The sequence below is a fragment of the Burkholderia sp. 572 genome (assembly GCF_040545135.1).
Lineage (GTDB): Bacteria > Pseudomonadota > Gammaproteobacteria > Burkholderiales > Burkholderiaceae > Burkholderia > Burkholderia cepacia.
Genome location: NZ_JBEPLH010000046.1, coordinates 1 through 22942 on the forward strand (window position 1 = coordinate 1; position 22942 = coordinate 22942).

The 22942-nt window shown below is 64.0% G+C and carries 25 protein-coding genes; 10 read left to right on the forward strand and 15 right to left on the reverse strand.

The genetic code is table 11. The annotated features are described in order from the left end of the window. Positions 1–303: 303 nt before the first annotated feature. The 3 genes from cueR (at position 304) to ABIC51_RS40145 (ending at position 1553) form a co-directional block, all read left to right on the forward strand. The gene (gene cueR, locus ABIC51_RS40135) at positions 304–708 is read left to right on the forward strand and encodes a Cu(I)-responsive transcriptional regulator (protein WP_027786885.1); all 405 of its coding nucleotides are present in this window, start codon (positions 304–306) and stop codon (positions 706–708) included. A gap of 215 nt (positions 709–923) precedes the next feature. Beyond that, entirely contained in the window at positions 924–1070 is a 147-nt protein-coding gene (locus ABIC51_RS40140) for a DUF3563 family protein (RefSeq protein WP_006478295.1), read from the forward strand. Between the two features lie 147 nt (positions 1071–1217). Next, positions 1218–1553: a hypothetical protein gene (locus ABIC51_RS40145; protein WP_226212746.1), complete on the forward strand. Its 336-nt coding sequence runs from the start codon at positions 1218–1220 to the stop codon at positions 1551–1553. Between the two features lie 15 nt (positions 1554–1568). Here ABIC51_RS40145 and ABIC51_RS40150 read toward each other — a convergent pair whose 3' ends face one another. Further along, positions 1569–2414, reverse strand: coding sequence for a 23S rRNA (adenine(2030)-N(6))-methyltransferase RlmJ (locus tag ABIC51_RS40150; protein ID WP_021164367.1), 846 nt, complete (start codon positions 2412–2414; stop codon positions 1569–1571). A 112-nt stretch (positions 2415–2526) separates the two neighbouring features. Further along, entirely contained in the window at positions 2527–3498 is a 972-nt protein-coding gene (locus ABIC51_RS40155; RefSeq protein ID WP_060197869.1) for a potassium channel beta subunit family protein, read from the reverse strand. A gap of 164 nt (positions 3499–3662) precedes the next feature. Between ABIC51_RS40155 and ABIC51_RS40160 the strand changes: the two genes are divergently transcribed. Beyond that, entirely contained in the window at positions 3663–4451 is a 789-nt protein-coding gene (locus ABIC51_RS40160) for a 3-hydroxybutyrate dehydrogenase (RefSeq protein WP_175901758.1), read from the forward strand. 152 nt (positions 4452–4603) lie between these two features. Here the strand turns inward: ABIC51_RS40160 and ABIC51_RS40165 are convergent, their stop codons facing one another. Further along, a complete protein-coding gene (locus ABIC51_RS40165; RefSeq protein WP_027786889.1) occupies positions 4604–5803 on the reverse strand; it encodes an amino acid aminotransferase in 1200 nt (399 codons plus the stop codon). Positions 5804–6066: 263 nt separating this feature from the next. Here ABIC51_RS40165 and uvrB point away from each other — a divergent pair, with 263 nt between their 5' ends. From uvrB to ABIC51_RS40190, 5 genes are all read left to right on the forward strand, one after another. Next, positions 6067–8157 (forward strand): excinuclease ABC subunit UvrB, encoded by a 2091-nt coding sequence (gene uvrB, locus ABIC51_RS40170; protein WP_027786890.1) that lies wholly within the window; start codon positions 6067–6069, stop codon positions 8155–8157. A 220-nt stretch (positions 8158–8377) separates the two neighbouring features. Beyond that, a complete protein-coding gene (locus ABIC51_RS40175) occupies positions 8378–8929 on the forward strand; it encodes an iron transporter (RefSeq protein WP_021163417.1) in 552 nt (183 codons plus the stop codon). A gap of 55 nt (positions 8930–8984) precedes the next feature. Beyond that, the gene (locus ABIC51_RS40180; protein WP_027786891.1) at positions 8985–9317 is read left to right on the forward strand and encodes a cupredoxin domain-containing protein; all 333 of its coding nucleotides are present in this window, start codon (positions 8985–8987) and stop codon (positions 9315–9317) included. Positions 9318–9375: 58 nt separating this feature from the next. Beyond that, positions 9376–10218 carry an FTR1 family iron permease gene (locus ABIC51_RS40185; RefSeq protein WP_021163415.1) on the forward strand — a complete coding sequence of 281 codons (843 nt, stop codon included), beginning with the start codon at positions 9376–9378 and terminating at the stop codon, positions 10216–10218. Next, a complete protein-coding gene (locus tag ABIC51_RS40190) occupies positions 10215–11612 on the forward strand; it encodes a 4Fe-4S binding protein (RefSeq protein ID WP_175901760.1) in 1398 nt (465 codons plus the stop codon). The genes ABIC51_RS40185 and ABIC51_RS40190 overlap by 4 nt, the downstream gene beginning before the upstream one ends. Before the next feature lie 274 nt (positions 11613–11886). On the opposite strand, the gene hemP is transcribed toward ABIC51_RS40190, so the two are convergent. The 3 genes from hemP to ABIC51_RS40205 all read right to left on the reverse strand — a co-directional run bounded on the left by hemP (position 11887) and on the right by ABIC51_RS40205 (position 13725). Beyond that, the gene (hemP, locus tag ABIC51_RS40195; protein ID WP_021163412.1) at positions 11887–12132 is read right to left on the reverse strand and encodes a hemin uptake protein HemP; all 246 of its coding nucleotides are present in this window, start codon (positions 12130–12132) and stop codon (positions 11887–11889) included. A 138-nt stretch (positions 12133–12270) separates the two neighbouring features. Beyond that, entirely contained in the window at positions 12271–12753 is a 483-nt protein-coding gene (locus ABIC51_RS40200; protein WP_027786893.1) for an SRPBCC family protein, read from the reverse strand. A gap of 99 nt (positions 12754–12852) precedes the next feature. Next, positions 12853–13725, reverse strand: coding sequence for a pirin family protein (locus ABIC51_RS40205; RefSeq protein ID WP_027786894.1), 873 nt, complete (start codon positions 13723–13725; stop codon positions 12853–12855). Between the two features lie 122 nt (positions 13726–13847). Here ABIC51_RS40205 and ABIC51_RS40210 point away from each other — a divergent pair, with 122 nt between their 5' ends. Further along, complete coding sequence (locus ABIC51_RS40210; protein ID WP_021163408.1) at positions 13848–14822, forward strand: LysR family transcriptional regulator; 975 nt, start codon at positions 13848–13850, stop codon at positions 14820–14822. A gap of 398 nt (positions 14823–15220) precedes the next feature. On the opposite strand, the gene ABIC51_RS40215 is transcribed toward ABIC51_RS40210, so the two are convergent. The 9 genes from ABIC51_RS40215 to ABIC51_RS40255 form a co-directional block, all read right to left on the reverse strand. Beyond that, complete coding sequence (locus ABIC51_RS40215) at positions 15221–15649, reverse strand: ExbD/TolR family protein (RefSeq protein WP_021163407.1); 429 nt, start codon at positions 15647–15649, stop codon at positions 15221–15223. A 13-nt stretch (positions 15650–15662) separates the two neighbouring features. Then, positions 15663–16394, reverse strand: coding sequence for a MotA/TolQ/ExbB proton channel family protein (locus ABIC51_RS40220; protein ID WP_027786895.1), 732 nt, complete (start codon positions 16392–16394; stop codon positions 15663–15665). Positions 16395–16430: 36 nt separating this feature from the next. Beyond that, a complete protein-coding gene (locus ABIC51_RS40225; RefSeq protein ID WP_027786896.1) occupies positions 16431–17162 on the reverse strand; it encodes an energy transducer TonB in 732 nt (243 codons plus the stop codon). Between the two features lie 217 nt (positions 17163–17379). After that, positions 17380–17616, reverse strand: a complete 237-nt coding sequence (locus ABIC51_RS40230) for a (2Fe-2S)-binding protein (RefSeq protein WP_011352654.1) — start codon at positions 17614–17616, stop codon at positions 17380–17382. A gap of 151 nt (positions 17617–17767) precedes the next feature. Next, entirely contained in the window at positions 17768–18628 is an 861-nt protein-coding gene (gene murI, locus ABIC51_RS40235) for a glutamate racemase (protein WP_027786897.1), read from the reverse strand. A 39-nt stretch (positions 18629–18667) separates the two neighbouring features. Next, positions 18668–19144: a bacterioferritin gene (gene bfr / locus ABIC51_RS40240; protein WP_059535536.1), complete on the reverse strand. Its 477-nt coding sequence runs from the start codon at positions 19142–19144 to the stop codon at positions 18668–18670. 194 nt (positions 19145–19338) lie between these two features. Further along, complete coding sequence (locus tag ABIC51_RS40245) at positions 19339–20862, reverse strand: fumarate hydratase (protein WP_006478316.1); 1524 nt, start codon at positions 20860–20862, stop codon at positions 19339–19341. 34 nt (positions 20863–20896) lie between these two features. Further along, entirely contained in the window at positions 20897–21514 is a 618-nt protein-coding gene (locus tag ABIC51_RS40250) for a TIGR00645 family protein (protein WP_060085782.1), read from the reverse strand. Positions 21515–21627: 113 nt separating this feature from the next. Further along, positions 21628–22524, reverse strand: a complete 897-nt coding sequence (locus ABIC51_RS40255; protein ID WP_027786899.1) for a DMT family transporter — start codon at positions 22522–22524, stop codon at positions 21628–21630. Positions 22525–22942 lie beyond the last annotated feature (418 nt).

Here is a 22942-nt window from a genome sequence, read left to right on the forward strand (position 1 = left end):
ACGCCGATGATAGTGCGGATTCCCGTGTGAAAGTAGGTAATCGTCAGGCTCCCTAAGCCAGAAACCCCCGCCCGAAAGGCGGGGGTTTTTGCATTTCGGCGACGAAAATATATCTGCGTTTGGAGAAAGGGCACGTCATTCATCCCCTCTACCTGGCGCGCCGGCCCGATCACTCAGCTGTAATCCTGCAGTCAAACCCTGCCCCGAAACGAAACCACGCGATTTGATACGATCGAAGCGGCGCCGGCGATTGCACTCGTCGACGTTCATGTTCGAAACCAGGGCTTGATGGAGAGGGCGGGAATGAATATCGGCGACGCGTCGCGCGAATCCGGAGTCAGCGCAAAAATGATCCGGTACTACGAACAGGTTGGCCTGCTTGCGCCGAGCAAACGTACCGACGCCGGCTACCGGATCTACGGCGCGGACGAAATTCATATCCTGCGCTTCATCCGTCAGGCGCGACGCCTAGGCTTTCTCGTCGAGGACATCCGCAAGCTGCTAACGCTCTGGCAAGATCGTTCCCGCGCGAGCTCAGAAGTGAAGTCGATCGCGCTCGAGCACGTGGCCGAACTCGACAAGCGCATCGCGGAGCTGAGCGACATGCGCGACACGCTGGCCGATCTTGCTGCGCACTGTCATGGTGACGGGCGTCCCGAATGCCCGATTTTGGCGCGTTTGTCCGACCCCGTCAGTGAACCAAATTAGTGCGCGTACTCGAGGATCAAGACGGGCCTCGATTCGATTTCCATAAAAATCAATAGGTTGCGTGAAATTGATGCTCAGCCATTCCAAACAGGAATGGCTTCCATGCAAGTATTTCACTAGCATCTTGGTGCGGCATCGCTATAATTCGGGATAACCCTATACGGGAAATCCCTGAATCTCGATTCACCAGGGGTCCCCCTTCCTTGGAGAACGTCATGATCGCCTACATCGTCGAAAAGCTGAGCAACTGGTTCGAATCCGCAGAACGTGAACGTCGTGAGGCTTACCTCGCCACGTCGTCGGACATCGTCCAGCTCGAAAGCCGTATCCGCTCGCTCGAAACCAACGGCTACTCGCTGTAATCGGAGTCACCGTCAGGTGCCACGTGGCACCGAACGATAAGCAAGCCCCGTATTGACGGGGCTTTGTTTTTTTGTGCGCCGGATCTGGCGCAATCATCAGTGCAGCGCTATGGTATGGGCCTGCTTTTCATCCCGAAGGACACGATCATGCGTTTGCGTCTCGATGTGCGTCGCAGTACCCGCGCGCGTCTCGTTCTCGGCGCGGTGGCGCTTGTCCATGGATTCGCTGTCGCTGCCGCGACGTCGTCCAAACCGCTGATTCTCGATACGCAACGCGGCATCCAGGATGGCAAGGGCGGGTTGGTGCTGCAGACGGCGCCGTTGTCTCCCGAGCCGATCGTCGAGCCGGCAGGCATGCGGGTTCCGGCCGGGCAGGCGCCGAACACGTCGGTTCCGCTGTTCGTCGCGCCGTATATCAATGTACCCGCGTGGGGTGGGAAGCCGGCCAACCAGCCAAGGCTCGCGCCCAGACCGCAGCCGTAACGCGCAGTCGCGTGATCAGTTTCCGCGGTGCTCGATCTGGCAGCGGGCGCCGCTATCCTGTCCCAGCATCTCGACCAGATAGGGCAGTGCCTCGTTCATGCTCTGGGCGAGGGTGTACGGCGGATTCAGGATGAACATCCCGCTGCCGTAGAGACCGAGCCCGTCAGTGGGCGGATTCGACACCGTCAGTGTCAGGTGCAGCCAGTTGTTCGGTTGCAGGCGCTTCAACTGCTCGGGAAAGCGCTGCGATTCCGTTCGCGTCACCTGCGGGTACCAGACGGCATAGCAGCCCGTCGCGAAACGCTTCAGACACTCCGTCACGCAAGTCACCGTGCGCGCGTAATCCTTCTTGTCCTCGTAGGACGGGTCGATCAGCACGAGTGCGCGTCGCGGCGGCGGCGGCAGCAGTGCCTTGATGCCTTCGAAGCCGTCTCCGGCAAAGATCATCGCGCGTCGCCCCGCATCGCGGAAATTGTGGCGCAGCACGTCGATTTCCGTCGTGTGCATTTCGAACAGCCGCATCCGGTCCTGCTCGCGCATCGATCGCCATGCGATGTACGGGGACCCCGGGTAGAAGCGCAGTTCGCCGTCGTCGTTCAGCGCGCGGACTTCATCCACATAGTCGCCCAGCGCTTCCGGCAGGTTCTTTTCGTTCCACAGTCGGCCGATGCCGGTGTCGAATTCCGACGTCTTTGCCGCGTAACCGTCGCGCAGCGAGTACACGCCGGCACCTGCATGTGTGTCGATGTACCAGTACGACTTGTCTTTCTTGTTCAGGTAGCGCAGCAGCTGGACGACGACGGCGTGCTTGAGCACGTCCGCGTGGTTGCCTGCGTGAAAACCGTGACGATAACTGAGCATGGCGGGCTGCCTGAAACGAAAGGTGAATCGATGAAAGCGGTCGATCGGGTGCGGCCGTCAGGCCGGGCGCCGATGCGGGCCGCGTATTGTACGCGAGTGGCCGTGCATCGCCTCATTCGTACGCATCGCCGACCACCTCTTCGATGCGTTGTTTCACATCCGGTGTCAGCTTCGAGGCAACGTCGAGCGCGCGCATGTTGTCGCCGATCTGTTCGACTCGCGACGCGCCCGTGATGACCGAGCTCACGTGAGGATTCGCGAGCACCCACGCGATCGCGAGCTGGCCGGTGCTGCAGCCGAGCTCCGTCGCAATTTCGCCGAGCCGTTCGACGATGTCGTTGGCGGCCTGGTCGGTCAGGCGGTCGCGCATCCAGTCGTACCCCTGTAACTGCGCGCGGCTGCCGGGCGGTACGCCGTTACGGTACTTGCCGGTGAGCAGGCCCGATGCCAGCGGGCTCCAGGTCGTGAGGCCGAGACCGTAGTCGTCGTAGAGCCGTGCATATTCCTTTTCGACCCGCGTGCGGTGGAACAGGTTGTACTGCGGCTGCTCGACAACCGGCTTGTGCAGGTGATGCCGTTCGGCGATCTCGCAGGCAGCACGGATCTCGTCGGCGCTCCATTCCGACGTGCCCCAGTACAGCGCCTTGCCGCGCACGATCATGTCGCTCATTGCCCAGACGGTTTCCTCGATCGGCGTGTTCGGATCGGGGCGATGGCAATAGACGAGATCGACGTAGTCGAGCTGAAGCCGGCGCAGTGAGCCGTCGATGGCGTTCAGCAGGTATTTCCGGTTCAGCGTGTGATACTGGTTCGGCGCTTCGGCGAGCCCCCAGAAGAACTTGGTGGACACGATATAGCTGACACGCGGCCAATCGAGGGACTTGAGCGCATGGCCCATGATTTCCTCGGATTTGCCGCCGGCGTACACCTCGGCGTTGTCGAAGAAATTGACGCCCGCGTCGCGTGCCGCGGCAAGGCATTCGCGCGCGACCCGCTGGTCGACCTGGTTGCCGTACGTCACCCACGAGCCGAGCGAAAGCTCGCTGATCTGCAGGCCGGAGCGGCCTAGCCGTCGATAGTGCATGCGAATCTCCTGCGTGACAGAACCGACCTTAAGCTTAGACGTTTTGCGCGCGAACGGCGGGGCCGATCGTGCACAATGGCGGCTGGCCCGCCGCGTCGATCATGCGATGAACGCCGAGGTGACGGGCACGTACTTTTTCGATCCGACAACGGGAGGAGACGGACATGGCAGCAGATCTGAATGGCAAGACCGCAGTCGTCACGGGCGCCGCGAGCGGCATCGGCAAGGAAATCGCACTCGAGCTCGCGAAAGCGGGCGCGGCCGTCGCGATCGCCGACCTGAACCAGGACGGCGCGAACGCCGTTGCCGACGAGATCGTCAAGGCGGGCGGCAAGGCGATCGGCGTCGCGATGGACGTGACGAACGAGGAAGCCGTGAACAGCGTTATCGACAAGGTGGCCGAAACGTTCGGCTCGGTCGACATCCTCGTGTCGAACGCGGGCATCCAGATCGTCAACCCGATCGAGAACTATTCGTTCTCCGACTGGAAGAAGATGCAGGCGATCCACGTCGACGGCGCATTCCTGACGACCAAGGCCGCGCTCAAGCACATGTACAAGGACGATCGCGGCGGTGTCGTGATCTACATGGGTTCGGTTCACTCGCACGAAGCGTCGCCGCTGAAGTCGGCGTACGTGACGGCCAAGCACGGTCTGCTCGGCCTGGCCCGCGTGCTGGCGAAGGAAGGCGCGAAGCACAACGTGCGCTCGCACGTCGTGTGTCCGGGCTTCGTGCGCACGCCGCTGGTCGACAAGCAGATTCCGGAACAGGCGAAGGAACTCGGGATCAGCGAAGAGGAAGTGGTGAAGAAGGTGATGCTCGGCAATACGGTCGACGGCGTGTTCACGACGGTGCAGGACGTCGCGCAGACGGTGCTGTTCCTGTCGGCGTTCCCGAGCGCCGCGCTCACGGGCCAGTCGGTCGTCGTCAGCCACGGCTGGTTCATGCAGTAAAGGCTTCCGGCACGGGCGGTCGCGACACGTGCTGCCCGGGCGACGATTCCCCGGCAAGTCCGGAGAATCGCACAAAAAAACGCGCTCCGAGGAGCGCGTTTTTCGTTTCGGCAGGACGGGGCCGGTGATGGCTGCCGTCCGTTGGCGTCGACTTATTTCAGGACAGCTGCAACGGCATTGGCAACCGCGTCGAGGTTGCGCGTGTTCAGCGCGGCGACGCAGATCCGGCCCGTGCCGACCGCGTAGATGCCGAACTCGTCGCGCAGGCGATCGACTTGCGCCGAGGTCAGGCCCGAATACGAGAACATCCCGCGCTGCGCGTTGATGAAGCTGAAGTCGCGATCGACGCCGCTTGCCTTCAGGCGCTCGACGAGACCGTTGCGCATCGCGCGGATGCGGTCGCGCATTTCACCGAGTTCCTGCACCCACGAAGCGTACAGTTCCGGCGATGCGAGCACCGCTGCGACCACGGCGCCGCCATGGGTCGGCGGGTTCGAGTAGTTCGTGCGGATCACGCGCTTCAGTTGCGACAGCACGCGCGTCGCTTCTTCCTTGCTCGACGTGATGATCGACAGGGCGCCGACGCGTTCGCCGTACAGCGAGAACGACTTCGAGAACGACGACGACACGAATGCGTTCAGGTCGGCTGCGGCAAACAGGCGCACGGCGGCAGCGTCGGCCTCGATGTTCTCGCCGAAGCCCTGGTAGGCCATGTCGAGGAACGGCACGAGGTTGCGTGCCTTCACGACGTCGACGACCTGTTGCCATTGCGCTTCGGTCAGGTCCACGCCGGTCGGGTTGTGGCAGCACGCGTGCAGCACGACGACCGTGCCGGCTTCGTAGCCGTTCAGCGCCGACAGCATGCCTTCGAAGTTCACGCCGTTGGTGGCCGCGTCGTAATACGGGTACGCAACGACTTCGAAGCCGGCCGCTTCGAACAGCGCGCGGTGGTTTTCCCAGCTCGGATCGCTGATCGCGACCTTCACGTTCGGGTTCACGGTGCGCAGGAAATCGGCGCCGATCTTCAGCGCGCCCGTGCCGCCCAGTGCCTGGGCCGTGACCACGCGGCCCGCTGCGATCAGCGGCGAATCGTTGCCGAGCAGCAGCTTCTGCACGGCCGCATCGTAGGCGGCGATGCCGTCGATCGGCAGGTAGCCGCGCGGCAGGCCCGCTTCAACGCGCACCTTCTCTGCTTCGCGAACCGCGCGCAGCAGCGGGATCTTGCCTTCTTCGTTCGTGTACACACCAACGCCGAGGTTGACCTTGGTCGGACGCGCATCGGCGTTGAAGGCTTCGTTCAGGCCCAGGATCGGGTCGCGGGGAGCAAGCTGGACAGCAGAGAAGAGCGACATGATGATTCGGCAGTAGTGAAAAGAGGGTCAGGCTTTCAACGGGCGGGGCGGGCGCGGGGGACCGCGCGCAGGCAGGCACGACGCCGGAAAGCGCAGCAGCCTGACATTGTAGCGAATTCGCGCTGGCGGGGGCGGCGTTTCGGCGGCGAAATTCGGCCGGGAACCGCGATTTGCGGCGGCCGTCGCGCGTCAGGAGCCGACAGCAGTTCGCCCGGCCGCGAAGCGCTAGAATGACTCTTTTGCCCTCGCTCCGGCCGCATTCCATGTCCGAACATCATGCCGAAACCGGCGACGCGCTCGACGAATCGAAATTCGTGACCTTCGAAGGGTCGCCGTTCCAGCTGTACCAACCGTATCCGCCCGCAGGCGACCAGCCGACCGCGATCGACACGCTCGTCGAAGGGGTCGAGGACGGCCTGTCGTTCCAGACGCTGCTCGGCGTGACGGGCTCGGGCAAGACCTTCACGATGGCGAACACGATCGCGCGGCTCGGCCGCCCGGCGATCGTGTTCGCGCCGAACAAGACGCTTGCCGCGCAACTCTACTCGGAATTCCGGGAGTTCTTCCCGCGCAACGCGGTCGAGTATTTCGTCTCTTACTACGACTATTACCAGCCTGAAGCCTACGTGCCGCAGCGCGACCTGTTCATCGAGAAGGACTCGTCGATCAACGAGCACATCGAGCAGATGCGGCTGTCGGCGACGAAGAGCCTGATGGAGCGCCGCGACGTCGTGATCGTCGCGACGGTGTCGGCGATCTACGGTATCGGCAATCCGTCCGAATACCACCAGATGATCCTGACGCTGCGCGCCGGCGACAAGCTCGGCCAGCGCGACGTGATCGCGCGGCTGATCGCGATGCAGTACACGCGCAACGAGCAGGATTTCCAGCGCGGCACGTTCCGCGTGCGCGGCGACACGATCGACATCTTCCCGGCCGAGCACGCCGAGCTGGCCGTGCGCGTCGAGCTGTTCGACGACGAGGTCGAGACGCTGCAGCTGTTCGACCCGCTGACCGGCCGTGTGCGGCAGAAGATTCCGCGCTTCACCGTGTATCCGTCGTCGCACTATGTGACGCCGCGCGATACCGTGATGCGCGCGGTCGAGACGATCAAGGACGAACTGCGCGAGCGGCTCGAGTTCTTTCATAGCGACGGCAAGCTCGTCGAGGCGCAGCGCCTCGAACAGCGCACGCGTTTCGATCTCGAGATGCTGCAGGAGCTCGGCTTCTGCAAGGGCATCGAGAACTACTCGCGGCATTTCTCGGGGGCGGAGCCCGGCGATCCCCCGCCGACGCTCGTCGACTACCTGCCGCCCGACGCGCTGATGCTGCTCGACGAATCGCACGTGCTGATCGGCCAGTTGAACGGCATGTACAACGGCGACCGCGCGCGCAAGGAAAACCTCGTCAACTACGGGTTCAGGCTGCCGTCGGCGCTGGACAACCGGCCGCTCAAGTTCCCCGAGTTCGAGCGCAAGATGCGCCAGGTCGTGTTCGTGTCGGCCACGCCGGCCGACTACGAGAAGCGCGTGACCGGGCAGATCGCCGAACAGGTCGTGCGGCCGACGGGGCTCGTCGATCCGGAAATCGAAGTGCGGCCGGCGAGCTCGCAGGTCGACGACGTGCTCGCCGAGATCAACGCGCGCGTGAAAGCCGAGGAGCGCGTGCTGATCACCGTGTTGACGAAGCGCATGGCCGAACAGCTCACCGAGTTCCTGGCCGACCACGGGGTCAAGGTGCGTTACCTGCACAGCGATATCGACACGGTCGAGCGTGTCGAAATCATCCGTGACCTGCGGCTCGGCACGTTCGACGTGCTGGTCGGGATCAACCTGCTGCGCGAAGGGCTCGACATTCCCGAGGTGTCGCTGGTCGCAATCCTCGACGCGGACAAGGAAGGCTTCCTGCGCGCGGAACGCTCGCTGATCCAGACGATCGGCCGGGCCGCGCGGAACGTGAACGGCAAGGCGATCCTCTACGCGGACAACATGACCGAGTCGATGAAGCGCGCGATCGGCGAGACTGAGCGGCGCCGCGCGAAGCAGATTGCCTACAACGAGCAGATGGGCATCACGCCGCGCGGTGTCGTGAAGCGCATCAAGGACATCATCGACGGCGTCTACAACGCGGACGAGGCACGCGCCGAGCTGAAGGAAGCCCAGCAGCGTGCGAAATTCGAGGACATGTCGGAAAAGCAGCTCGCGAAGGAAATCAAGCGCCTCGAGAAGCAGATGGCCGACTACGCGAAGAACCTCGAGTTCGAGAAGGCTGCCGCGACCCGCGACCAGCTTGCGCTGCTGCGTGAGCGCGTGTTCGGCGCGAACGTCGGCGATCACGTCAGCGGCGGCCGGTAAATCTTTCCAAGCGTCACAGAAACCTTACGGTAACGAGCCTGTAAGCCTTGTCGGATCAGGGGTTTACACGGCTCGTCGTTTGTTCCGGAACAGGTTCGGTGCTAAACTTCGCAATTATTGAGAATTGTTCGCATTAACGTTATTCGTCGCGTTAGTGTTTTCGGCGGGCAGGCCTGACGGTCGGTTCGCATGGTTCCAGATCAAATAACAAGGAGTGTCCATGTTGGGTTCTTCGTTCATCCGCACGACGGTTGCGGTAGCGGCGGCGCTTGCCGCGATGTCGGCCTCGGCTGCCGAATATCCGATCGGCAAGCAGCAGATCCAGGGCGGCATGGAAATCGGCGCGGTGTACCTGCAGCCGATCACGATGGACCCGGAAGGGATGATGCGCAAGGCGTCGGATTCCGACATCCACCTCGAGGCCGACATCCATGCGGTCAAGAACAACCCGACGGGTTTCGCGGAAGGCGACTGGATGCCGTACCTGCAGGTCACGTACAAGCTGACGAAGCAGGGTGACACGAAGTGGAAGGCCGAAGGCGACCTGATGGGCATGGTCGCGAGCGATGGTCCGCACTACGGCGACAACGTGAAGCTGAACGGCCCGGGCAAGTATCACCTGACGATGGTCGTCAAGCCGCCGATGCAGACGGGCCACATGGCGTTCGGTCGTCACATCGACAAGGAAACGGGCGTGGGCGCATGGTTCAAGCCCATTACCCTCGAATACGACTTCCCGTTCGCCGGTATCGGCAAGAAGGGCGGTTACTGATTGGTGGCATCACGGACGGCGCGCTTCGGCGCGCCGTCGGCGTAGAGAACCCAGAATGAAAATTCCCCAGAAAATCGTTGCCGCAGCCGCTGCGTTGTGGCTTGCCGGCGCAGCGTACGCTGCCGATCTGCCGACGTTCAAGCTCGAAATGACGGACGGCAAGCTGAATCCCGCCCGCATCGAAGTGCCGGCCGGCCAGCGTTTCAAGATCGAGATCAAGAACACCGGCAAGGGCGCAGCCGAATTCGAGAGCGTCCAGCTGCGCAAGGAGAAGGTGCTTGCGCCGGGTGCCGATTCGTTCGTGGTCGTCGCGCCGCTGTCGCCGGGCGAATACAAGTTTTTCGACGATTTCCACCAGCAGGCGCAGGGCGTGATCGTCGCGAAGTAACACGTTTTATCTGCGCGCAGGCTCACCTGCCGGGTGTTCTGCGCGTCAGGAGGTATCGATGGGTCAGATCTTGTTCATCGTCTGGCGGGAGAGCGTCGAAGCGCTGCTCGTCGTCGGCATTCTCTATGCATGGCTGAAAAACGGCGACGACGACGCGCGCCGCGGCCTGCCTTTCCTGTGGGCCGGCGTCGGTGTCGGCTTGCTGATGGCCGTGGGCCTCGGCGCCGCGCTGGTCGGTTTCACCGAAGTGCTGTCCGGTGACGCGCAGGACTACTTCCAGACTGCGATGGTGCTGATCGCATGCGTGCTGATCGTGCAGATGGTGCTGTGGATGCGCCGGCACGGCCGCACGCTGAAGCGCGACATGGAGCAATCGCTTCAGCAGAGCACGCGCGATTCGAACTGGTGGGGCGTCGCGGTGCTGGTCGCGCTTGCGATCGCGCGCGAGGGCAGCGAGACGGTGATCTTCCTGTACGGTCTCGGTTTCGGCCAGTCGGGCCACGTCGACGGCAGCCAGATGCTCGCGGTCGTGATCGGCCTCGGCCTTGCGTTCTTCACGTTCTATCTGCTGCAGCTCGGCGGCAAGTACTTCTCGTGGCGGCATTTCTTCCGCGTCACCGAAGTGATGCTGCTGTTCCTCGGCGCAGGCCTGTTCCAGACCGGCGTCGACAAGCTGATCGACAAGGAGATCCTGCCGCTCGGCATTTCGCAGGTGTGGGACACGTCCGCGATCCTCGATGATTCGGGCACGTTCGGCTCGCTCGTCGCGACGCTGACCGGTTATCGCGCGCACCCGGCACTGACCAACCTGGTTGCGTACGCGGTGTACTGGGCGGTGGTCTGGTTGCTGATGAAGCGTGCGAGCCGTCGCCCGGCCGTCGCTGCGGGTCGCGCGGCATGAGCGTTGCCGCCGCAGCCAAGCCGGGCTGGCTCGCGCAGGCGGGCCAGTGGATGCAGCGCCACGGCGCGCTGATCCGCGGCATCCAGTGGGCCGTCGTCGCCATCTATGCGTTCCTGATCATCGTGCCGGCGGTGTTGCCGCTGCCGGACGACTCCGCGCACCTGTGGAGCAACCTCACGCTGATCGCGCAATTCACGTTCTGGGGCATCTGGTGGCCGTTCGTGCTGCTGTCGATGGTGATGCTCGGCCGTGTCTGGTGCGGCGTGCTGTGTCCGGAGGGCGCGCTCACCGAATTCGCGAGCAAGTTCGGCCGGGGCGGCCCGATTCCGCGCTGGATACGGTGGGGTGGCTGGCCGTTCGTCGCGTTCGGACTCACGACGATCTACGGGCAGATGGTGAGCGTGTACCAGTACCCGCTCGCGGTGCTGTTCGTGCTCGGCGGCTCGACCGTCGGCGCGATCGTGATCGGCGTGCTGTACGGCCGCGAGAAGCGCGTGTGGTGCAAGTACCTGTGCCCGGTCAACGGCGTGTTCGGGCTGCTCGCGCGGCTTGCGCCGATGCGCTACAAGGTCGACGAGGAGGCATGGCGTCGTTCGTACAAGAACGGCGAGCATGGCCATCGCGTGATTCCGATCAACTGCGCACCGCTCGTGCCGTTGCGCAACATGCAGGGCGCGGCGGACTGCCATATGTGCGGCCGCTGCAGCGGGCACCGGGATGCAATCTCGTTGTCGTCGCGCTCGCCGTCCGACGAAGTCGTGAACCTCGGCGCGCAAAAGGCGAACCCGTGGGACACCGCGCTGATCCTGTACGGCCTGCTCGGCGTCGCGATCGGTGCGTTCCACTGGACCGTCAGCCCATGGTTCGTGCAGATCAAGCAATGGCTCGCGGGCTGGCTGATCGACCATGACATCACGTGGCCGCTCGAAACCAATGCACCGTGGTTCCTGCTCACGCATTATCCGGATCGCAACGACGTCTTCTCCTGGCTCGACGGTGGGCTGGTCGTCAGCTACATCGTCGGCACGGGGCTCGTGTACGGCACGGCGCTGCTGGTGCTGTTGGCCGGCGCCACGCTGATGCTCGGCCGCTTCGAGCGCGTGCGGCTCCATCATCTCGCGCAGGCTTTGATCCCGATCGCGGGCGCGGGCGTGTTTCTTGGCTTGTCGGCCACGACGCTGTCGCTGCTTCGTGCCGAGCATGTGCCGCTCGGTTGGGCAACCGATGTACGCATCGCGATCCTGGTCGGCGCCAACGCATGGAGTGCGTGGCTCGCGTGGAAAGTGGCGGGGCGCTATGCGGCCTTGCCGCGCCGGCTTGCGGCATTCGCGTGGTTCGCTGTCGCGCTTGCCGTCATCGACAGCGCATGGTGGCTGATGTTCTGGGGTTTCTGAAGCGGCTCGCGCGCCGCTTCGGCGGTCATGTACTCACGCGGTAACGAATCTCGGGGACCTGCTTCGCGCATTGGCCGCCCAAACAAAAAAAAGCGACACGTCGAAGGACGTGTCGCTTTTTTCTTCCTTGTGCGAGAACCAAAAAAGTGGCTTGGCTTGCTGCAACGGCTGCTTGAGTGTGTTTGCACGAAGGGGTCTAGATCTCGCGTGCAAGCCGTTACGCTGGCTAATGCCCAACACCTCTCAGGGAGGTGGTCCCCACAATACTCTGTCGTTACTTCGTCAGGATCAGTTTGCCGAGCCGTGTGGCGCGCAACTGATAGGTCTCTCCGTTATGCGCGATGCTGACGTGGCTTTGGCCTTGCAGCAGCGCATCGCTGCTGACGACCCGCGTGCCTGCATCGCGGTTGCCGGCGGGCTTCGCCGGCGTGGTGACCGCTGCCGTCTTCTGGCGGCTGCTGCCTGCGGTGCCGGTCGGGCGGCGCAAGGTCAGCGTGGTCGGGCGCATGGTGTCGGTCATTCGGTTGATCGGTGACTGTCGATACGATGGAATGAATTCTAAATGATAACTATTCCCATTTACAAAAACTCTTTATCGATCGGAATGGTGAATCTGATAGCTTGAATCAAAGGGGCGGCCCGTAGGCCGCCGCCGGTTTCAGTGCAGCGGATCGGGGTCCTTGCGGCCCTGCGCGTACTCGCGGATCAGGCGGACCGTGTCGATATCCGACGTGCGGTACGCCTCCTTGACGATCCCGTGCGTCTGGCGCGCGTCTTCGCTGTCGTCGGTGACGACCAGCGTCGTGCGGTATTCGAAACGCAGGAACAGCTCGTGGTCGTCACGTTCCTCGATCGTCATCGTCAGCGAGCCGCCGATCTCGCCGTCGGCGGCGCGGATGTCGTAGCGGACCTGCTGATTCGGCGTGAACGTGACGTGGTCGCGCACGGTCGCGTGACCGTAGTGCAGTTCGCGTTCGAGCGTCGTCTCCGTCCGTTCATGGACGACGCAGCTGTCGAGACCGAGCACGAACAGTTGCGGCTGTTCGGCGCGCAGCACGAGACCTTCCCAGAGCTGGTCGCGGGTGAGGGTGGGCACGGCCGGATCGTCGGAGTTGATCTGGATCAGATGTTCGAAGTTCAAGGGGACGGGTTCCTTCTGGTGGCGGGCGGCCACATGGCTCAAGAAGTCATTGTGACGTAAAACGGGCGGTTTCGCGGCACCTGCCCGTGCGTCCACGCCTCATGCCTCGATACGGCCCATGCGCCCCGTCTGGTAGTCGACGACCGCCTGCCGGATCTCTTCCTCGGTATTCATCACGAACGGGCCGTAGCGGACGATCGGCTCGTTGAGCGGTACGCCGCCGATCAGCAGCAGGTCGAGCGGCGTGTCGCCGGCAGCGAACGTGACCGTGTCGCCGTCGTCGCCATACACGACCATGTGCCGTGCGTCGACTGCCTGCCTGTCGGGCCCGTAGAGGCCCGTTCCGTCGATCGGATAGGCGAATACACGATAGCCTGCCGGGACGGGCTGCGTGACCGTTGCACCGGGTTGCAGCGTGAAATGCTGGTAGAGGATCGGCGTGCGCGTTTCGATCGCCGCCCGGACGCCGAACGCTTCGCCGGCGATGACGCGCACGCGCACGAGACCGTCCGGCGACGTGGCGCTCGGGATGCGATCGGCCGGGATTTCCTGGTAGCGCGGCGCGATCAGCTTGTCGCGCCGCGGCAGGTTGACCCACAGCTGGAAGCCGTGGGAGCGGCCGCCTGCCTGCGCGAATTCAGGATCCGGCATCTCGCTGTGCACGACGCCGGCGCCCGCCGTCATCCATTGCACGTCGCCCGGGCCGAGCGTGCCGGCATGGCCGGACGAGTCGCGATGACGGAAGCGCCCGTCGAGTGCATAGGTCACGGTCTCGAAGCCGCGATGCGGATGGTCGGGGGCGCCCTTGGCTTCGCCGGGCGCGTAGTCGACGGGGCCCATTTCGTCGAGCAGCAGGAACGGATCGAAATCCATCAGCAGCCGGGTCGGGAACGGGCGGTGAACCACGAAGCCGCCGCCTTCGGTCGTGCGAAGTGCGGGGTACGTGCGGTCAAGCGAGCGAGCGGTCGTCATGCGGATACCCTCGAAATCATCGGAATAGCGTTATTTTTGAAACATAGCGCTATTATATTGGGCGTTTTACCGCGCGATTCGCGACGGTTCGCAATGGATTGTTCTGAAATTGGAACGATGAGATGAATATCGATGCACACAACCTGAACGACCTCATGTACTTTTCGCAGGTCGTCGAACATGGCGGTTTCTCGGCCGCGGAGCGCGTGCTGGGCATCTCGAAATCGCGCCTGTCGCGGCGCCTGACCGAACTCGAGGCGGCGCTCGGCGTGCGCCTGCTGCAGCGCTCCACACGCAAGCTCGCGCTGACCGAGGCGGGGGAGCTGTTCTACCAGCACTGCCAGGCGATGCTGGCCGAAGCGCAGGCTGCAATGAACGCGGTCCAGCAGTTGCGCGCATCGCCGCGCGGCTCGGTGCGTGTCAGTGTGCCCGTGACGCTGTCGCAGACGATGCTGTCGCGCATCCTGCCCGAATTCCTGCGCCGCTATCCCGAGGTGAAGGTGCACGTCCGCGTGACGAATCGCGTGATCGACCTGTTCGAGGATTCGATCGACGTCGCGCTGCGTGTGCGCTCGGAGCCGCCGCAGAACGCGAATATCGTCGTGCGACCGCTGTGGCGCACCGAGCAGATGCTGGTCGGTGCGCCGAGCCTGCTGAGCCAGAATGCGCCGCCGCTGGTACCGGACGACCTGAGCGGATTCGAAACGCTCGATACGCCGAGCGTCGACGGGCGGCACGTGTTCAACCTGATCGCGCCGGACGGTACGCGTCACGTGCACGAACACGACCCGCGGCTGGTGACGGCCGACCTGATGACGATTCGCGAAGCCGTGCTCGATGGCCTCGGCATCGCGGCGCTGCCGGAGATGATGTACGGCAACGCGCTGCGCGCGGGGCAACTGTCGCCGGTGATGCCGGGCTGGACGCTGCCCGTGCCGCAGCTGTACGCGGTGTTCGTGTCGCGGCAGGGGATGCCGCCTGCGGTGCGTGCGTTTGTCGACTATCTGGTCGAGAAGCTCGATCACGGCGCCTACAAGGAACCGGGGTGTCCGGAGCGTGCGAAGAAGGAAGCGGCGGCCGATGTTTCGGCGACCTGAACACGACGTGCACGGCGAGGCAAATTTGTTTTGTCATTGAAGCGTCGCCTGCAATCGCAAGTTTCAATCGCCGGAACCTTGAATGCGCGTGCGTGCGAGCCTATATTGAAATCCCATTTCGTGAAGGAAGTTCTGAGCGAAATCAGGTGGCCGCATATATTGTGAGCCAGATAGGGCAGAACGCGCAGTCCGTGCAGACCACGGCAGAGTCGCATTTGCGTTGCTCGAGGCGTAACCGATACCGCCAAAGAGCCCGCCGCCCGAAGGCGCCCGCGTGCGCATGAAAAAAGGCCTTCATCTGGCGATGAAGGCCTTTTACTTTGTGCGCGGCCGGCTAGGTGCGGCCGGCGAGGTGCGGCCGGCCAGGTGCAGCCGGCGAGCGCCTGATTGCGCGTGCGTTACTTCGCTTTTGCGGTCGGCTCGGTCACGAAGCCGAGCTTCGTCAAACCGCCGGCCTGCGCATCCGACATCACTTCGGCGACGTGTTCGTAGGCAACCTTGCGGTCCGCACGCAGGTGCAACTCCGGCTGCGGCGTGCGTTTTGCCGCTTCCGCGATGCGTTCCTGCAATTGTTCGCGCGTGACCGTATGGTCGTCCCACAGGATCGTGCCGTCGCCCTGGATCGCGACGTCGACCGTCTGCGGTTTCTCGTCGACAGGCTGGCTGCTGGCATGCGGCAGGTCGATCTTCACCGCGTGCTGCATCGCCGGGATCGTCACGAGGAAAATGATCAGGAGTACGAGCATGACGTCGACGAGCGGCGTCATGTTGATCTCGCTCATCACTGCATCGTCGTCATCGTCGCTGAAACCGGTGTTCATTGCCATGGTTCACCCCGTCTCAGCTGGCGCGCGTCGCGAGACGCAGGCCGTCGCGCGTCGACGACGATGCGAGGCTCGCGCCCGTCACGAAATACGCGTGCAGGCCGTGCGCGAAGCGGCGCAGCTTACTGACGACGCCCTTGTTCGCACGGGTGAGTGCGTTGTAGCCGAGCACGGCCGGGATCGCGACGAACAGGCCGAATGCGGTCATGATCAGCGATTCGCCGACCGGGCCCGCGACCTGGTCGATCGACGTCTGGCCGGATGCGCCGATCGCGAGCAGTGCGTGGTAGATCCCCCAGACCGTACCGAACAGGCCGACGAACGGCGCCGTGCTGCCGACCGACGCGAGGATCGCGAGGCCGCTTTGCATGCGCGAGATGCCTTCGTCCATCGTGTCCTTCAGGCAGCGCGTGACCCAGTCCGACACGTCCATGCGGTCGTGCAGGTGCGGTTGCGTCTGGTGGTGGTGATCGGCGGCTTCCTTGCCCGACAGCGCGAGCGCGAGGAACGGGTTGTCGTTCGGCGTCGAGGCGGCGAGCCCGAGCTTCTTGATGCCGTCGTCGAAGTTGTCCGAATGCCAGAACGCCTGTTCGGCGTTCTTCGTCAGGCGGTTCAGGCGGATCACGTTCCAGCCCTTGATGACGATCACGATCCACGACAGGACCGACATCACGAGCAGCGTGATCGCGATGGCGCGCGTGACGAAATCACCTTGCGCCCAGACGTGCGCGATACCGTAGCTTTGCATTTTCTTGTTTCCTTTGAATCTACCGAATATGACGGGTTAGTCGTCGAGCGTGAAGTTGAAGGGCAGCGTATGGGCGGCGCGGATCGCCTGGCCGTTCTCGATATACGGCGGGCAGGTGCTGGCGCGCGTCGCCTCGAGCGCGGCTTCGTCGAGACGCGGGTAGCCGCTGCTCTTCTGCAGCTGGACGCTTTCGATCTTGCCCGTCACGCCGATGATGAAGTGGACATAAGCCGTGCCCGTTTCGCCGCGACGCTTCGACATCGTCGGATAGGCAGGCTTCACGAAATTGCAGCTGAGCGCCGTGACGTTCTTCGGTGCGCTGACCTGCATCGTCTCGCGCGCCGGGCCGGGTGCTGCAGCCGGTGCGGCAGGCGCCGGCGCGGCGGGAGCCGGCGTCGGATCGACCACTGCCGGCGCGGGTGTCGGCGACGGTGCCTGCGCGACCGGCTGAGGCGTCGGGACGGCTTTCTGTACCGGCTTCGGCTCGACCTTCGGCTTCACGCGCGGCGTGGGCTTGGGGGGCGTGGGCTGCTGCGCGGCCGACTGGACCGCGACCGGCTGGGCAGGGGGCGCGGGCGGAATGAGCTGTGCGGTGATCGACTGAACCTCGATCTCCTTCGCCGGCGGCGGCGCGTTGCGATGGAGCCAGGCGGCCGTCAGCATGATCGCATGTGCGGCAAGCACACCGACCGCGGCGACGATCACTCGGGGATTCATACGTGGTGCAGCCGGCAAGATGCTGGCGGGAGTGGAATGCGAAGCCTGCATGTTAGCTTGAAAGAACGATGTCGCACCCGGGGCGCGGCGGGTGAATCGGCATCACTTGCGGAAGATCAGCAGCGAGATGCAAACGGTGGTCACAAATCCGATCAGCAATTCCATGACAGGCTCCTTGGCAGGTAAGCCGCTGGCTCGCGCATACGGTGGCTTGCTGACGGTCAAAACAAAAATGCGGCCTGGGCCGCATGTACACACCCGGCGCCGGTCAGGCAGCCTTGCGTTCGTAGAACGTGACCGGGATCGGATGAGCGTGGTGCTCGACACCGCACTGGCTCGCGCAGACGCCTTGTTCGGCCATGAGGTCGCGTACGGACTCCTCGCACTTGCCGCAGCACGTGGCCACGCCGAGCTCGAACTGGAGTTCATCGAAAGAGTTCACGCCCTCTGCGAGGGACGCGCGTATCTTGCGATCGGAAACAGACTTGCACACGCAGACGATCATGGTGAGTTGCGATAGCTAACGTTAATGCGAATTATTATCATTAATTTTGCGGACGTTGACAAGCGCGGGTCGGGCTTTTTTTAAGGTCATCGGACCCTTGAAACGATGGGGGCGGTGGAGCGGCACGCGGAAGCGGGCGTGCCGGCTCGTGTCAGGCGGTCGCGCAGGCGCGCGCGTTCGGCGAGGAAATGGTGACGGATTCGACCGGTGCAGCGAGGCCGAGCAGCGTCGACGCGAGTACCTGCAACTGGCGGCCGTCGCTGGTCGAGCAGAAGCGGGGCGGCGCCGCGCGCGTGCCGGCCGGCGCACGCAGGCTGCGCTCGTCGAGAATCCGGGCGAGCTGGCGCGCGATTGCGTCGCTCGTGTCGACGATCGTCAGGCGGTCGCCCACAAGGTCACGAATCGTTTCCGTGAAGAACGGGTAATGCGTGCAGCCGAGTACCAGCGTATCGGCGCCGTCGTCGAGCATCGGCTGCAGGTAGCTGTCGAGCAACGCGCGCAATGCGGGCGAATTCGTGTCGCCGCGCTCGATGGCCTCGACGAGCCCGTGGCCGGGCTGGCAGATGAAGCGGCGGCCGGCGCCGTAGCGGTCGAGCAGCGCCTGGAAGCGCGGGCTGTTCAGCGTCGACTGCGTGGCGAGGACGCCCGCGACGCCGCTCGCGGACACGGCGACGGCCGGCTTGATGCCCGGCTCGACGCCGACGAGCGGCATCGGCAGGTGTTCGCGGATCGCGGCGATCGCGCGTGCGGTTGCGGTGTTGCAGGCGATGACGAGCGCCTTCGCCCCTTCGCGGGCCAGCCACTCGCCGATTGCCAGCGTGCGTTCCGTAATGAACGCCTCATCGCGCGGACCATAAGGTGCGTGGTGCGAATCGGCGACGTAGATGAACGATTCGTCGGGCAGCTGCGCGCGCGCGGCGCGCAGTACCGACAGGCCACCCAGCCCTGAATCGAAGATGCCGATGGGGGCAGCGGTCGTGGACGTCGCGGCGATAACGGAAGGTGTCGACATGAAAGGACGGGTGGCGATGGCGGGAAGGGCGGAGCGCGCTTACTCCGGCGAACCCATCATCGTTTGCTGGTAGTTCTGCAGGCCGACCTTGCCGATCAGGTCGATCTGCGTTTCCAGCCAGTCGATGTGCTCTTCGGTGTCGTCGAGGATCTTTTCGAAGATCTCGCGCGACACGTAGTCACGAACCGATTCGCAATAGGCGATCGCTTCCTTGCAGGTGGACTGCGAGATCTGCTCGAGCTTCAGGTCGCACTTCAGGATCTCTTCGGTTTCCTCGCCGATGAGCAGCTTGTGCAGGTCCTGCAGGTTCGGCAGGCCGTCGAGCATGAAGACGCGCTCGATCAGCCAGTCGGCGTGCTTCATTTCGCCGATCGACTCGTCGTACTCGTGCTTGCCGAGTTTCTCGAGGCCCCAGTGCTTGTACATGCGCGCATGCAGGAAGTACTGGTTGATCGCCGTGAGTTCATTCTTCAACTGGGCGTTCAGATATTCGATGACTTTCTTGTCGCCTTGCATGGCTTGTTCCTTGTTCAGTGGGGCTTCAGAAACCGAAAGATAATCGCTCGTACGAGAAAAGCCAAGCCTCGAAGCCTTGCCGGGCCTGCCTTTTGCATGTAATGAGAATCAGCCTCGAATAACCGGCCGCATGCAGGAATGAGAACGAGAAGCAAAAAGGCCGGACTTGCGTCCGGCCTTGCATTCGATCGCGCTCAAGCGGTTGCGACCGGGATCTTGCCGATCTTCGCCTGCCACTCCTTCGGGCCGGTCTGGTGCACCGACGTGCCCGACGAATCGACGGCGACCGTCACCGGCATGTCCTGCACGTCGAACTCGTAGATCGCTTCCATGCCGAGGTCCTCGAATGCGAGCACCTTCGCGCCGCGGATCGCCTTCGACACGAGGTACGCGGCGCCGCCGACGGCCATCAGGTAGGCCGCCTTGTGCTTCTTGATCGCGTCGATCGCGACCGGGCCGCGCTCGGCCTTGCCGACCATCGAGATCAGGCCGGTCTGCGCGAGCATCGTCTCGGTGAACTTGTCCATGCGCGTGGCCGTCGTCGGGCCTGCCGGGCCGACCACTTCGTCGCGCACCGGATCGACCGGGCCGACGTAGTAGATCACGCGGTTGGTGAAGTCGACCGGCAGCTTCTCGCCCTTCGCGAGCATGTCGGCGATGCGCTTGTGCGCAGCGTCGCGGCCGGTGAGCATCTTGCCCGACAGCAGCAGCGTCTGGCCCGGCGTCCAGCTGGCGACTTCTTCCGGCGTCAGCGTGTTCAGGTCGACGCGCTTGCTGGTTTCCGTGTTGGGTTCCCACTGGACCTTCGGCCATGCGTCGAGCGACGGTGCTTCAAGCTTGGCCGGGCCCGAGCCGTCGAGCACGAAGTGCGCGTGGCGCGTGGCCGCGCAGTTCGGGATCAGCGCGACCGGCTTCGATGCCGCGTGCGTCGGTGCCGCCATGATCTTCACGTCGAGCACCGTTGCGAGGCCACCGAGGCCCTGGGCGCCGATGCCGAGAGCGTTGACCTTCTCGTGCAGTTCGACACGCAGTTCCTCGACCCAGTCCTTCGGGCCGCGCGCGATGATTTCCTGGATGTCGATCGGCTCCATCAGCGATTCCTTCGCCATCAGCATCGCCTTCTCGGCGGTGCCGCCGATGCCGATCCCGAGCATGCCCGGCGGGCACCAGCCCGCGCCCATCGTCGGGACCGTCTTCAGCACCCAGTCGACGATCGAGTCGGACGGGTTCAGCATCACGAACTTCGACTTGTTCTCCGAGCCGCCGCCCTTCGCCGCGACCTGCACGTCGACCTTGTCGCCCGGCACGATCTCGTAGTGGATCACGGCCGGCGTGTTGTCCTTCGTGTTCTTGCGGGCGCCTTCCGGCGGATTGACGATCGACGCGCGCAGCACGTTGTCCGGGTGCGTGTAACCGCGGCGCACGCCTTCGTTGATCATGTCGGTGAGGCCCATCGTCGCGCCGTCCCAGCGCACGTCCATGCCGACCTTCACGAAGATCGTGACGATGCCGGTGTCCTGGCAGATCGGACGCTTGCCTTCCGCGCACATGCGGCTGTTCGTGAGGATCTGCGCGATCGCGTCCTTCGCGGCCGGGCTTTCTTCCAGCTCGTATGCGCGGCCGAGGGCCTGGATGTAGTCGAGCGGGTGGTAGTAGCTGATGTACTGCAGCGAATCCGCGATGCTCTGGATCAGGTCTTCCTGTTTGATGACGGTCATGGCTGAGACTCTGTGGGGACAGTGGGGAATGCGTTTATGCGTTGGCGGCTGCTTCGGCCGGCTTGCGGGACGCGGGCACGGCACTCTCGTGCGGCGCGTGCGTCTCGTGGAAATGGGCCGGGTGCGTGTGCGTCGTCAGGCGGTCGACCCACGCCATCACGAGCGCCGACACCAGGAACGACACGTGGATGATCACCTGCCACATGATCGCGTGCATCGTGTGCTGGTCGGGGTTGATGAACGTCTTCAGCAGGTGGATCGACGAAATGCTGATCAGCGCCATCGACAGCTTGACCTTCAGCACGCCCGCGTTCACGTGGTCGAGCCATTCGGGCTCGTCGGGGTGGCCCTCGATGCCGAGGCGCGACACGAACGTTTCGTAACCGCCGACGATCACCATGATCAGCAGGTTCGAGATCATCACCACGTCGATCAGGCCGAGCACCGCGAGCATCACGCTGATTTCGTCGAGGCTGGTCGCATGCGACAGCAGGTGCCAGACTTCCTTCAGGAACAGGAACACGTAGACGGCCTGCGCGACGATCAGGCCGAGGTAAAGCGGAACCTGGAGCCAGCGGCTCATGAAAATCAGCGCGGGAAGCGGGCGAAGCGGGCGACGGGCGGGGCGGCCGGGCGAATGCGGGGCGGACATGATGGAGAGTCGGGCGCGGTGCGCAGGTATCGGGGGTAATCTTGAAAAGGCGCGCTATTGTAACGCGTCGGCCGGTGCGACTGCAGTGACGCGCCGGCACAGCCAGGGACGGATCAGGACGCGGCGGCAGGCACGCGTTTCACGCGCAGGCTCGCGAGCACGATGCCGGTGACGACGCACGCGAGCGCGATGCCGTGGGCGAGGGTCGGCCGCTCGCCGAGGAACGCGATGCCATACGCGGCCGCGGCGACCGGCAGCACCGCGCTGAACACGCCCGCGAGGCTGCCCGGCACGTGCCGGATGCCTTTCATCCACAGCCAGAACGAGAAGATGCTGGCCGACAGGCCGTACCAGACGACGAGCGCCCAGGTGCCGGCCGGCACGCTCGCGTAATCGAAATGCCACATGGCCGTCGCGCCGAGCGGCAGCATCAGGCACAGGCCGAACAGGTGCGTGTACGCGCAGATGTCGATCGGCGCGAGCGTCTGCGTGAGGCGGCGCGACAGGATCACGTAGATCGATTCGCAGCACACCGCGCCGAGGATCAGCAGGTTGCCGGTCAGCGACGACGATGCGCCGTGCCCGGCGGCGCTGCCGTTCGCGAGGTTGATCGTCACGACGCCGGCGATCGCGAGCGCGATCGACACGAGCGCACGGCCGTTCGGTTTTTCACGCAGGATCAGCCACGCGAACAGCGCGACGATCGCCGGAATCGTACTGGTGATCACGCCGGCCGCGACCGCGCTCGTGCGCTGCACGCCGTTCAGCATCAGCAGCGTGAACATGAAGGTGCCGAAGAACGCCTGCAGGAACAGGTTCAGCCATTCGCCGCGCTTGACGGTGCGCATCTTCACCGGGCTGAACAGCGGCCACAGCACGGCGATCGCAATCACGAAGCGCAGCGTGGCGAGGATGGCGACGGGAACGAAGACGACGATCGATTTGCCGATACCGACATTGCTGCCGACGAACAGCATCGACAGAACGAGAAAGAAAGCATAGCGATTCAAGCTGGAATCCGGAAGGCGAGTTCAGTTAGGATTGTAGGGTCGCGCTCGTTACAGCGTAAAGCTGCAAGCGGCGCCGCCCGGCGGGCGAAACGGCCGTGCCGCGTAAGTGACGGGTAAGTTGGAGCGCTTATTGTGGACACTGTCGGGTCGCCCGGTCGCCATCGTGCGACGTGGTGCGGCGCAGCATCGCGCAGCGGCCTTCGGGCCGTGCGCGGATGGTGGGTAGGAGACAGCGGCGCGCATGCGCCGGCCAAGACGCGCGGCGTGCACGATCGCGCCGCCATGCAGAGGATTCATGTTCACCAAGGGGTAGTCGATGTCTGCGATTGAATCGGTTCTTCACGAAACCCGCCAGTTTGCGCCGCCCGCGGCGCTCGAGCAGGCGGCGACCATTTCCGGCATGCCGGCCTATCGGGCG